The sequence below is a fragment of the Bacteroides sp. OM08-11 genome, assembly GCF_003438665.1.
GTDB classification, from domain to species: domain Bacteria; phylum Bacteroidota; class Bacteroidia; order Bacteroidales; family Bacteroidaceae; genus Bacteroides; species Bacteroides cutis.
Genome location: NZ_QSTJ01000004.1, coordinates 301,787 through 314,137, shown reverse-complemented (window position 1 = coordinate 314,137; position 12,351 = coordinate 301,787). Strand labels below are relative to the sequence as shown.

At 39.0% G+C, this 12,351-nt stretch carries 11 protein-coding genes; 7 read left to right on the top strand and 4 right to left on the bottom strand.

The window, feature by feature from the left end; genetic code table 11:
• Positions 1-21 precede the first annotated feature (21 nt).
• Complete coding sequence (locus tag DXC10_RS09800) at positions 22-1,467, top strand: SusF/SusE family outer membrane protein (protein ID WP_101545136.1); 1,446 nt, start codon at positions 22-24, stop codon at positions 1,465-1,467.
• Between the two features lie 173 nt (positions 1,468-1,640).
• Complete coding sequence (locus DXC10_RS09795; protein ID WP_117737813.1) at positions 1,641-3,698, top strand: alpha-amylase family glycosyl hydrolase; 2,058 nt, start codon at positions 1,641-1,643, stop codon at positions 3,696-3,698.
• A 15-nt stretch (positions 3,699-3,713) separates the two neighbouring features.
• Here DXC10_RS09795 and DXC10_RS09790 read toward each other — a convergent pair whose 3' ends face one another.
• Positions 3,714-4,697: a GNAT family N-acetyltransferase gene (locus tag DXC10_RS09790; protein WP_101544995.1), complete on the bottom strand. Its 984-nt coding sequence runs from the start codon at positions 4,695-4,697 to the stop codon at positions 3,714-3,716.
• A 75-nt stretch (positions 4,698-4,772) separates the two neighbouring features.
• Between DXC10_RS09790 and DXC10_RS09785 the strand changes: the two genes are divergently transcribed.
• From DXC10_RS09785 to DXC10_RS09765, 5 genes are all read left to right on the top strand, one after another.
• A complete protein-coding gene (locus DXC10_RS09785; protein ID WP_101544997.1) occupies positions 4,773-5,309 on the top strand; it encodes a nitroreductase family protein in 537 nt (178 codons plus the stop codon).
• A 2-nt stretch (positions 5,310-5,311) separates the two neighbouring features.
• Positions 5,312-5,647 (top strand): hypothetical protein, encoded by a 336-nt coding sequence (locus DXC10_RS09780; protein WP_101545000.1) that lies wholly within the window; start codon positions 5,312-5,314, stop codon positions 5,645-5,647.
• 1 nt (position 5,648) lies between these two features.
• A complete protein-coding gene (locus DXC10_RS09775; protein ID WP_101545002.1) occupies positions 5,649-6,437 on the top strand; it encodes a Rossmann-like and DUF2520 domain-containing protein in 789 nt (262 codons plus the stop codon).
• 25 nt (positions 6,438-6,462) lie between these two features.
• Complete coding sequence (locus DXC10_RS09770) at positions 6,463-6,993, top strand: HAD family hydrolase (protein ID WP_101545004.1); 531 nt, start codon at positions 6,463-6,465, stop codon at positions 6,991-6,993.
• Positions 6,994-7,056: 63 nt separating this feature from the next.
• Entirely contained in the window at positions 7,057-7,644 is a 588-nt protein-coding gene (locus DXC10_RS09765; protein ID WP_101545006.1) for a Maf-like protein, read from the top strand.
• Between the two features lie 11 nt (positions 7,645-7,655).
• On the opposite strand, the gene DXC10_RS09760 is transcribed toward DXC10_RS09765, so the two are convergent.
• From DXC10_RS09760 to pgk, 3 genes are all read right to left on the bottom strand, one after another.
• On the bottom strand, positions 7,656-9,854 hold the full coding sequence (locus DXC10_RS09760; protein WP_117737780.1) for a tetratricopeptide repeat protein: 2,199 nt from the start codon (positions 9,852-9,854) through the stop codon (positions 7,656-7,658).
• 76 nt (positions 9,855-9,930) lie between these two features.
• Complete coding sequence (locus tag DXC10_RS09755; RefSeq protein WP_101545010.1) at positions 9,931-10,956, bottom strand: porin; 1,026 nt, start codon at positions 10,954-10,956, stop codon at positions 9,931-9,933.
• Positions 10,957-11,028: 72 nt separating this feature from the next.
• Positions 11,029-12,288 (bottom strand): phosphoglycerate kinase, encoded by a 1,260-nt coding sequence (gene pgk / locus DXC10_RS09750; RefSeq protein WP_117737779.1) that lies wholly within the window; start codon positions 12,286-12,288, stop codon positions 11,029-11,031.
• Between the last annotated feature and the right edge of the window lie 63 nt (positions 12,289-12,351).

Below are 12,351 nucleotides of genomic sequence, written 5' to 3'. Positions count from 1 at the left end.
AACGATTTAACGGAAAATAATATGAAAAAGATATTTCAATATGTGACAACTCTTCTGTTGCTATTAGTGATAGGAACAAGTTGCGAAGAAGGTAATGATAACTGGAAAATCATTACAGAAGCACAGACGGGAACATATATCACAGGAGATGCTACTATATATAGCGCAACGGCAACTTCTTCTCAACTAACTACTGCTCCATTAGATAATGCACCTGATGGTACTAATGTAGTAGGTATTTATACATGGCTGAAGGCAAGTGGTAGCTTCAATATTTTGAATGTAGATGCTGAAGGTAATCAAACTGTTTATGGCAGAGGGGAAGTAATATCTTCTACACCTGCTGAGACAGTTGCATTATCTGCCAACGGTGAGGCTTTTAAGGTTGCAACTGATGGATTATATTATATAGCTATGAGTATGGCTGATAAGCAGTTGACTATTATTCCTGTAGGTTTTGGAATTATAGGTGATGCTACTCCATTGCAGTGGAATGGTGAAACTTCTATGGGAACAGCTTCTTATGATGAAGCTCAGGCTTCTGTGATATTTAGTTTGGAAGGTGTGACTTTGGACAAAAAGGAAATGAAGTTTCGTTATTCTGGTGATTGGGGGATGTCTATTCCTTACCAAGGGGCTACTGTCAAAATTCATACTAATATGGGGGGTACTGGCGATGCTGCAACCTCAATTTCGGAATCTTTTAGTGAATGTAAAGGTGGAGGTCAGAATTTTAAGATTGATAAAGCCGGTATTTATACTGTAACATTAAAGTTGGATTTACGTACCGGCAAATTCTCAGCCAAGGCTGTATGTACAGCAGAGGATACAACCACTGCTGAACTTCCAGAAAAGATGTATATTAACGGTGATGCATTTAGTGAGGGATGGAGTTGGGATGTAGCTCCTGAAATGATACCTGTTCATAGTCATGATGGTATGTTTTGGGGGATTTATTACATGAAAGCCAATAATAAAATGAAATTTAATCATGAAAGAAGTTGGGACACTGGTGAAAACTTTGGTGCGGAGAATGAAGATCCTAAAGGATTTGGTGAATATAATACAGGAGGAAGTAACTTGGTAGTAGACCATGACGGTTATTATATGATTATTGTTTCTTGTACTCTTTCTGCTGATAAAAAGTCTGTAAATAGAAAGGTGATATTGGTTGAACCGCAGATTTATTTGGTAGGAGGATGTGCTGGCAGTTGGGAACCATTGGCCAAAGTATCTTTCACATTAGGTACAGATGGTACATATCAAGCTACGACTGTTGGTGCCGGTGATTTGCGTATTTATGCAGAAACAGGTATTGATGGTGTTGACTGGTGGCAATCTGAGTTCGTTATCAAAGAAAGTAAGATTGAATACCGTGGTAAAGGTGGAGATCAAGAACCGCGTGTGCCCATTGAAGGTGGTAAAGTTGTAAAATTGGACTTCAGAAACGGTACAGGCAGTTTCTAATATTAAATTGTGTAAGATAAGTATGGCAAGGCTGTTTGGACGTTACTGAACAGCCTTGTTTTCATGCAAACGTTTTCGAAACCTCTTTATAACTTTAGGTTTCAAAGTTCACTCTATATTTCGGTTTCTTCTCTATCTTTGAATAAAGATAACTAATGAAAAAATCTAATAACATGAAGAAGAATAAGTTTATCTCTTTTCTGATGTATTGTTTGCTGGTATGTTTCATGCTGGCATGTAGTGATGATAATCCGGCATCGCCTGTTCCCGAACCAGATCCCGAACCTTCGGGAGAATGGGAGAATTTAGTTGCTACTCCTATAGAGTGGGATGGACAGAAGCGTGCAGATATTTCTTATCAATTGCTGGTATATTCGTTTGCCGATAGTAACGGGGATAAGTGTGGCGATTTTAAGGGGATTACTGATAAGTTGGAGTACCTGAACTCGTTAGGTATAAACGCTATCTGGTTATCACCTATTCATCCAGCAATGTCTTATCATGGATATGATGTAACAGACTATACGACTGTAAATCCTGAATATGGAACAATGGGCGACTTTGAACAGCTGGTAACCAAAGCACATAGTCTGGGTATTAAGATTTATCTAGATTATGTAATGAATCATACTAGTAAAGATCATCCTTGGTTTTTAGACGCGAAAGCGTCTGCTGAGAGCCCATATCGTGATTACTATATTTTCTCACAAAATCCACAAACTGATATTGCTGCTGGTAAAATAGCAATGATAAGTAAAGAAGGTGGGAATGGATATAATAAAGGTGAGTGGTTTTCTGTAAGTACGGCTTTTAAAGGATGTTATAAATTTGTACTTGATTGGTCTGATTCTTCTAAACCGACAGTAACAGTAACGGAAGCTTCTGTTGTCGATAATGATAATCCGGATACAAGTACGAAGGAAGCTAAATATCTTTATTATGGAAACGGGGTCTGTAAGAAATTCTATGATAAAGGTAATAATAAATATGAATTAACGGTTAATTTGGATACAGACTGGGGCTTTCTGATTCGTACAAGTAATACCACTTGGGATGGAGGTACAAAATATGGTGCATCTTCTCTTTCTTCCAAAGTAAAACTGGGAGAGGCTTTTGCTATAACCAATTCTTCACCTGAAAATATTTTATTTGACTCAATGAGTTTATGGTACTATCATTCTCATTTCTATACCGACTGGTTTGCAGATTTAAATTATGGTTCGATAGAGAATGCTGCTAATTCCCCTACATACAAAGCTATTGCTTCGGCTGCTAAAGGATGGATTGATAAAGGGGTGGATGGTTTCCGTTTAGATGCCGTGAAACACATTTATCATAGTGCTACTTCCGATGAAAATCCTCGTTTCCTGAAGATGTTCTATGATGATATGAATACATATTATAAGCAAAAAGGAAATACAGATGATATTTATGTAGTGGGAGAAGTTCTTTCAGAGCATAATGAGGTAGCGCCCTATTATGCAGGACTTCCGGCATTATTTGAATTTTCATTCTGGTATCGTTTGGAGTATGCGATAAATAATGGCCAGGGTTGTTATTTTGCAAATGATATTCTTTCTTATCAACAAGAATATATGCAATATCGTCAAGATTATATCGAAGCTACTAAGTTAAGTAATCATGATGAAGATCGTGCTGCTTCCAAGTTAGGTAAATCAGAAGCTAAGGAAAAATTGGCTGCTGCTGTATTGTTAACTGCACCGGGGCATCCCTATATCTATTACGGTGAGGAGCTGGGGCTTTATGGAACAAAAGAAAATGGTGATGAATATGTACGTAGTCCGATGTTATGGGGAGACAACAACTACACTACTGCTTATACTGATAAGATTGATGCAACCTTAGCTTCTAATATAAAACCTGTGACCGACCAGAGGGAAAATATCAACTCTTTACTGAATACATATCTTACCTTCACAAAGCTACGTAATACATATCCTGCTTTAGCCGAAGGGGCAATGACGAAACATAGTACTTATAATGAGAGTAATACAACTACAGGTAAAACCATTGCTGCATGGTACATGACTAAAGGAAACGAAAAGATGCTGGTTGTTCATAACTTTGGAAACTTATCTGTAGAAATTTCACTTTCTGATAAGATAGAGAAAGTAGTAGGGGTATCCGGTACAATTCAACAAAAGAAAGATACACCTTCTTCTATAAAAATGGGTGCTTACAGCTCAGTCGTTTTTAAAATCATCCAGTAAATTGAATAATAGAGATTACTCATACATTTTGATCAGCATCCGATTCAGCCATTCCCATTTAAAGCGGAACCAGCGACGGGTGCTGATTTGTTTTCCACCAAAACGAAGTACAAATTCCCGATAACCATGTTTACGGAACGGTAAACCTACGTCCATAAATTCCAGATGGTGATATCCACGTTGTTTGGCGTCGTGCAATGCATACCATACGGCAAGAATACCGGGATATTGCAGTGCATACGTTTTTCGCATTCCACCGGAAAACCATAGATATGCACTTTTATCTGAATAGATACAAGCGCTTCCACCGATAATTTTATCTTTATAAGTCACGATAAAGATACGACTTTGGCGGCTCCTCATCATTTGTTTTTCAAGTTGCTGGAAAAAATCTTTGCTTGGAAAATGGCGGCGTATCTTGGCTGAATATACTTTGTGAAGCATATGAGCGAAGTCTCTGATTTCTTTTGCTGTATGTGCCTCGCGTACTTTAGCTCCATTCTTTAAACCTTTCTTTATTTGACGGATGCGTGAAGGACTAAACCATTCTTCTGCCTGTGCAACAAGGTGTAGTGAGTTACGTACACGTAACCAATTGATGGCAAAATAATGATTTTCACGAAAAACTTTATAACCGAACTTGGCATTATCCAAATTACGAAATTCGATAAGAAAGGCTTCTCGCAAAGCTTCGTCTGTAAGTCGTTGTAGCATATCACTAAAGATTGTTTCCCGATCTACTAGGTTATCAAAATACTCTCCTGTACCATAGACTTCACACCGCTTAATGATACCCGGTGGAAACAGACGTACACTTTTTCGTATTGCAGCAAGTAACTTGGCTATAGGTTTCCCTTCTTCGGAAGCGACAATGAGCAGAGGAGTATATCCCGGTGTCGCTTCGTAGATACGAAACAATTCGGTGGAGTGGAACGTGTTTGTACCCGGTAATTCGGGTATTAGGCTTCCTCGGTAATATGTAGTCAGTTTCAAGGGCATTACTGCAAATTTAGAAAATAATCTCGTATCTTTGCATACATTAATAAAGTATTCACACTAAAACAGTATACACAAATGGAAAGTTTCAGCGAATTGATAAAAGTCCGTCGCAGTATGCGTAAATTTACGGAGGAAGAATTGACGCAAGAACAGGTCGTTACACTAATGAAAGCAGCGTTGATGGCACCTACCTCAAAGCGTAGCAATTCTTGGCAGTTTATTGTAGTGGATGATAAAGAGAGTCTCAAAAAATTATCTTTTTGTAAGGAACAGGCATCACAATTCATTGCGGATGCTGCGTTGGCAATTGTAGTCGTTGCCGATCCGTTGGTTAGTGATGTGTGGATTGAAGATGCTGCTATTGCATCTATTTATTTGCAACTTCAGGCTGAAGACATAGGCTTAGGAAGTTGTTGGGTGCAGGTTCGAGAACGGCTTACGGCTTCCGGTATATCTTCTGGTGAATATGTACACGATATCCTTGATATTCCATTACAACTGCAAGTACTTAGTATCATAGCTATTGGACATAAAGGTATGGAACGTAAGCCTTTTAATGAAGATAATTTGCAATGGGAAAAAATTCATCTTAATAAATATGGAGGGAAGTAACGGTGAGTGCGGCGAAAGCAAACAATAATCGGGATACATATAGAGCCACCGCTATCACGCTGATTGTTTTCGGTATTCTTTATATGATAGATAAGCTTATACATTTTTCGACATTGGGGTTACCTTGGGTGATGAATAAGGATAATTTCTTGCTTTATACGGCAGTGGTTTTCTTGTGTTTCAAGCGTGATAAGTCCGTAGGGCTGGTACTCATAGGATTGTGGTTGATATTGAACTTTGGGTTGATAACAGCATTGCTTGGTACAATGTCTGCTTACCTTTTGCCTGTGGCATTGTTAATAATCGGTGGTATATTATATTTAATTTCAACTAGGTAAGATGAAAAGAAGTATAGAAGACACCTCCATTGTCTTTATTGGTGCTGGAAATCTAGCAACTAATCTGGCGAAAGAACTTTATTATAAAGGCTTTCGCATAGCTCAGATTTACAGCCGGACAGTAGAAGCAGCGCAGGTATTGGCGCAAACCGTTGAGGCGGAGTATACAACAGATTTGTCTACTGTAATCAATAATGCACGACTTTATATAGTTTCCTTGAAGGATACGGCTTTTGTGGAACTGCTTCCTGAGATTATTTTGGGAAAGGAGAAAGGTTTGTGGGTGCATACAGCTGGTAGTATCCCGATGAATGTGTGGGAAGGACAGATTGAACGATATGGGGTGTTTTATCCCATGCAAACCTTTAGTAAACAACGTAAAGTAGATTTTAGCGATATACCTATTTTTGTAGAGAGTAATTCGGCAGAAGATACCCGTTTTTTGAAAGATATCGCCGCTGTTCTTTCCGAAAGAGTATATGAAGCAACTTCTGAGCAAAGGAAGAGCTTGCATTTGGCAGCAGTATTTACTTGTAACTTTACAAATCACATGTATACTCTTGCCGCTGATTTATTGGAGAAATATGAACTGCCTTTCGAGGTGATGTTGCCATTGATAGACGAAACAGCCCGTAAGGTACATGAACTGAATCCTCATCTTGCACAAACCGGTCCTGCTATACGTTACGATAAGAATGTAATCAATAATCACTTGCAGATGCTTGTCGATGAACCCCAAATACAGGAACTGTATCGGTTAATAAGTGAGAGTATACATCGTTTGTCCTGAAAAAACTTTATTAAAAAGATACAGCATGAGTACAATCAATTACGATTTGCAGAAGATAAAAGCCCTTGTTTTTGACGTGGATGGCGTGTTGAGTGCCAATGTTATTTCCATGAGTACAGATGGAGAGCCATTGCGTACAGTGAATATAAAAGATGGTTATTCCTTGCATCTGGCTGCTAAGTTGGGTATTCCATTGGGTATTATTACAGGTGGACGTACCGAAGCTGTACGTAAACGTTTCCTTGCTTTGGGGCTGGCAGCGGAAGATATTTACTTGGGATCTTCCGTGAAAATTCATGATTATCGGGATTTTCGTGATCGTCATGGTCTACGTGATGAGGAGATTTTGTATGTGGGTGATGATATTCCCGATATTGAGGTGATGACTACGTGTGGATTACCTTGTTGCCCTAAAGATGCCGCTCCGGAAGTAAAGGAGGTAGCACGTTATATTTCCCATCAGAAAGGAGGATATGGTTGTGGGCGTGATATCGTGGAACAAGTTCTAAAGGTGAAGGGACTCTGGATGGCAGATGAAAGGGCTTTTGGGTGGTGATACCGATACAATACCGTAAATTGAAAAGTAATAATTAGTGATTTGTAATCAGCAAATGTTGTTATGCTAGATATTTTAAAGAAATACAAAGTAATACTCGCTTCTAATTCTCCTCGCAGGAAGGATTTATTGGCCGGATTGGGTGTGGACTATGAAGTACGTACTTTACCAGATGTAGATGAGACATATCCTGATACACTGAAAGGGGCTGATATACCTCTCTTCATTGCTAAAGAAAAGGCAAATGCCTATCTGAATATGATGAAGCCAGGAGAGTTGATGATTACCGCCGATACTATTGTTTGGCTAGATGAGAAAGTACTTGGAAAGCCTAAGGATAGGGAGGATGCCATGTGTATGTTAAGAACAATGTCTGGCCGTACCCATGAAGTTTTTACAGGTGTTTGTCTCACTACGACAGAATGGCAACGTAGTTTCACTGCACAGACAGAGGTTCGTTTTGCAGAACTAAGTGAAGAAGAAATCACATATTATGTAGATACTTACAAGCCTATGGATAAGGCTGGGGCATATGGTGTACAGGAGTGGATCGGTTTTATCGGCGTTGAAAATATCTCGGGGAGTTATTATAACATAATGGGACTTCCGGTACAAAGACTTTATAAAGAACTTGTTCAGTTGAAAGTTTAAATCTTAAACTTTCAACTAATCAAATCCAACATCAACGGCATATCTTTTTCATCTATGCCTTGCTTGATAAGCGTTTTCTTATCTTTGTCAAACATTTCGAGGAATGTTTCCCTGCTTCCACTTTCAATAGCAACTTTTCTATACAATTGGGTTGTCTTCTCCAAATTGCCCAACTTCCATGCCACATGTCCTGCATTGAGAAAATCGGTTACAATGGGTTTTAATTCAAGTACCTTGTCGTAATACCTCATGGCTTGTTCATGCTTTCCGCTGATAAAAGAGCACCACCCTATAGCGCGCCATGCTTTGACACAATTATTCTCCATCAGATCCAATTTGAAGAAATATTGTAAGGCTTCCTCATATCGTTCCAATTCTGCCAAACAATTTCCAATATAAAACAGTATGTTGCGATTATCAGGTTGAATACTTTCCGCTTTTTTGTAATATTCGAGGGCAGAGTTGAAGTTACGCATCTGGCGATAACATGTAGCAAGATGGCGGATAGTCCATACATGGTCGGGTTTCAGTATATCTGCTTTGCGATAGGCATCGATAGCTTCCTTATAGTGCTTTTCTTTCTGCAAACAATAACCTGTTTTTTGAAAAATATCAGCATTGGCAGAATTCATATCTATTACTTCCTTATAAATCTCCAATGCTTCAACAGGGTGTTCCTTATGGAAGTGGAAGTCGGCAACAGCAACCAGTAATTCTGGCTTCTGCAAGATATTTTTTAATGCCGGGATACGATGTAATGCAATTTCTTCCTTGAAAATATCACGAAACTCATGACGGCGCTGACTCAGTTTGAAGAAACGATATAGATCGTGGATATATTGATTACTGATAACATCTGGCCGTTGGGCATATTGTCGTAAACCAGATGATTTGTTTTCATCCATCAGTTCGTTTAAATCCTGCGAAGTCATTTGACTTAGCATCATGTTACGTTGGGCTTGAGGAATGTGTGCCATTGTAAAGCAAAGCGAATATTTATCACTGTTACAGAAAAATCCCGATTGCAATATTAGAGATAAAACAGCATTGTCATTCGTTGGTTTTAACCCGAATTCATGGATAATGCTGGAGTGATACATATCGAATGGATAGAACCAATTATGTGGGTTCTGGAAAAATGGATAACTCTTGAGTTGTGCAAAAGTACTCATGTATACATCGGCACCTTCTAACTGTAATTCATTCATTTCTCGTATTTTATCTCCTAATCCCGATTCCTCAAAGGCCTTTTCCCAGTCAGGGTTACGGTCATTCTCTTCAGCAATTTCCTCAAAACCAAATTTCATATTACGCATGATACCTACGTTTTTCATCATTTCTGGAATGATTTCTTCACGCATTTTTTTGTCAATCTTTTCTGTCTCCTGGCTACGAAGTAGTTGGATGTACACACGATTTAACTGTTTACCGAAACTTCCGTCTTCATTGAATAAAGAAAGACGTGCCATAAGTTCCGGGTAAAGAGATAGTCTGTAAGGATGTACATGCAATATGATGGTAATTGCCACTAATGCGCGTTGGCTGACCTGTGTATCTGCATGGGTGGTTGCATCCAGCAACCATAGAAATTTACGAGAGTCGAAACATTCCATCAAACTAAGCATGACAGCGCCTATGAACATACATAGATCATTGACAGGTAAAAGTTCCGAATCTAAAAAAGCTTTAGCCTGTTGCTCGTTTTCCATGGTCCAGCTACTGTTTCCCCATGTGGTGAGGAATAAATATTGCCCGGTTTCCTCATGACGTTGCAAAACATTATCTAGTCCTTGTCTATTATCGGGCATCAGTTGGCAGACAGCCAGATCATCAGGAAATGACTCCAATATTTTCAGCCAGTCAAGTATGGAGTAATCTTTTGTCATATTTATCTTGTTCTTATGAAGAGCATGATAATAACGAATTGAAACTCCGTTGAGCAAGCTGATACGAGTTTGATCGGCAATCTCCCAGGTATCGGCGAGAAGTTGCCGGTAGAGTTTTTGTCGTTCAGGATCTTTTATTCCTTGTCGCATATATTGTAGCATATACTGATAGGAGACTTTGGTCTGTTCCAATCTGGTACGTAGCGTCCAGTCGCTACAATTCCAAAGGAAAGCTTCCAATTGAGACTGTGCCTCTTTCAACCGCTTCTGTTGCAACAGGATAATGATTTGTTGATATTGCTCTTGTATGGCTTGCTCATTCATAAATTCGTATTCTTTTAAGTATATATTCTACAAATATACAAAAAGGATGCCAAAAAGTTCGATACTGTTTTGTTTTTTAAAATCTGACTTGTAACTGTGTCTGTAACAAATTAGAATGTCCTCCCTTGTGGGAGTCGCAGTATGTATATTGTGCTTGTATACGGCACTTGGGGTAGAACCACCACTGTACGCCGGTTATATAATTGTTTTGCTTGTCGGCTATTGACTTGTTTTTGTTGAGGTAGTCGTACGATATCACTATATCAAATTTAGGCAATATGTGTACGGAAGCTGTGGCATAATATCCGTCGCTCTTTACATGTCCATCCTTACCGGCAAGATATTCGGTACGCAGGCTGATGGGCTTTGTTTGGATAGTTGCACCTGCTGACCAACGGTTACGTGTGTAATTTTCACCTACAGTGATATCGGGATTAATGGAAGAAGTTGCTATGGCACATCCTTTTCCTTTAATGAAAGAACCACCTACTGATAACCATTTCATAGGATTAACCATTAAACTACCTACTATATCTTTTTGATTGTTTTTGTCTTTCAGATTAATACCTTGTCCGTTCATTACAGCAAGATTATAACTTATGAGTTTCTTGAAAAGATTACCGTAAATCAATATACCCATATCACGACCACTATTGGAACCATATAGTGGATCGCTACCATTGATACCTGCCAGATAATTGACTGACTGAGAATAACAGTTAATTAATTCTACAAAACAAGGAGACATTGGGTTTTCGATGGTGTACATTGTTTTGAACTGTCCGATACGGGCGGTGAGTTCTGGAAGAAATTTATATTCGGTATAAGCTTCCAATATCTTTCCGGTATTGGCAAAACTATACATAAAGTAGCACGACCATTTATCGGTAATTTTACCCCGTGCCATGAAAATTACTCTCTTTATATCGAAAGTATTGGTGTTCTTTTCGTTGGTATTTTCGTAGGTATACCCTACTTGTGCATATCCAGCAAGACTGATGCGTTCTTTCAAAGTATTGACTATATCATTCAGACAAGCATCTTGTGCTTTTAGCATAAAAGCAAAGAGAAAAAGAAAACAGGATAGTAGAATTCGTTTCATGTGTTGGAATTATGATTAAAAAAGGCAACTCTTTTTTCAAAGAATTGCCCTTTTGCATAATATTAATTCTTCTTATTCGTTGATAGCAGCGATACCTGGAAGAACTTTGCCTTCAATGGCTTCAAGCAACGCACCACCACCGGTAGAAACGTAAGATACGCCATTTGCCAAACCGAATTTGTTGACGCAAGCTACAGAATCACCGCCACCTACGAGTGAGAATGCACCGTTTTTAGTAGCTTCGACAATAGCTTCACCTACTGCACGTGAACCATGAGTGAAGTTTTCAAATTCAAATACGCCAGTAGGACCATTCCAAAGGATAGTTTTGGAATTCTTAATAACATCGGCAAAAATCTTTTCAGTTTCAGGACCGATATCCAGACCTTCCCATCCGTCAGGAATTTGATCTACCGGGCAGAATTTAGTATTAGCATCGTTCGAGAATGAATCTGCGATTTTTGCGTCAACAGCCAAAACAAGGTTTACACCTTTTTCTTTAGCTTTTTTTACGAGGTCGAGAGCCAAATCCTGCTTGTCATCTTCGCAGATAGAAATACCGATTTTACCTCCCATAGCCTTGGTGAAGGTATAAGTCATACCACCAGCAATAATCAAGTTATCAACCTTGTTCAATAAATTCTCGATAATTTCAATTTTAGAAGAAACCTTGGAACCACCCATGATGGCTGTGAATGGACGATGGATGTCATTCAACACCTTGTCAACAGCTTTCACTTCTTTCTCCATCAAGTAACCAAACATCTTGTTGTCTTTATCGAAATATTTGGCAATCAATGCCGTAGAAGCATGTGCGCGGTGAGCGGTACCGAATGCGTCATTTACATAGCAATCAGCGTAAGAAGCCAATTTTTTGGTAAATTCCTTCTGACTTTCCTTTACGGCTTTCTTTGCAGCAGCTTTTTCTTCGTCTGTTGCATCTTCTGCTAAACCACGTGGTTTTCCTTCTTCTTCAGCATAGAAACGAAGATTCTCGAGCAACAGCACTTCACCTGGTTGCAGAGCAGCAGCCTTTACTGCAGCTTCTTCGCCCATACAGTCATTAGCAAACTGCACCTCGATACCCAGCAACTCTTCAAGATGTTTCAAGATGTGTTTCAAGGAAAACTTATCAGCGGGACCTTTCGGGCGACCGAGATGAGAGCCAATGATAATACTACCGCCATCAGCCAAAATTTTCTTTAGGGTAGGAAGAGCGGCACGCATACGGGTATCATCTGTAATGTTGAAGTTTTCGTCCAAGGGTACATTAAAGTCCACGCGAACGAATGCCTTTTTTCCGGCAAAGTTAAATTGATCAATTGTCATAATACTCTATATTATTTAAAAGTGTTACTGAATCTTTTTTGTGAGCGCAAAGTTAATGTTTATTTC

Excerpts from the sequence above, each read along its gene's own strand:
- DXC10_RS09800 (WP_101545136.1), top strand. The coding sequence starts at position 22 with ATGAAAAAGATATTTCAATATGTGACAACTCTTCTGTTGCTATTAGTG.
- DXC10_RS09795 (WP_117737813.1), top strand. The coding sequence starts at position 1,641 with ATGAAGAAGAATAAGTTTATCTCTTTTCTGATGTATTGTTTGCTGGTA.
- DXC10_RS09790 (WP_101544995.1), bottom strand. The coding sequence starts at position 4,697 with ATGCCCTTGAAACTGACTACATATTACCGAGGAAGCCTAATACCCGAA.
- DXC10_RS09785 (WP_101544997.1), top strand. The coding sequence starts at position 4,773 with ATGGAAAGTTTCAGCGAATTGATAAAAGTCCGTCGCAGTATGCGTAAA.
- DXC10_RS09775 (WP_101545002.1), top strand. The coding sequence starts at position 5,649 with ATGAAAAGAAGTATAGAAGACACCTCCATTGTCTTTATTGGTGCTGGA.
- DXC10_RS09770 (WP_101545004.1), top strand. The coding sequence starts at position 6,463 with ATGAGTACAATCAATTACGATTTGCAGAAGATAAAAGCCCTTGTTTTT.
- DXC10_RS09765 (WP_101545006.1), top strand. The coding sequence starts at position 7,057 with ATGCTAGATATTTTAAAGAAATACAAAGTAATACTCGCTTCTAATTCT.
- DXC10_RS09760 (WP_117737780.1), bottom strand. The coding sequence starts at position 9,854 with ATGAATGAGCAAGCCATACAAGAGCAATATCAACAAATCATTATCCTG.
- DXC10_RS09755 (WP_101545010.1), bottom strand. The coding sequence starts at position 10,956 with ATGAAACGAATTCTACTATCCTGTTTTCTTTTTCTCTTTGCTTTTATG.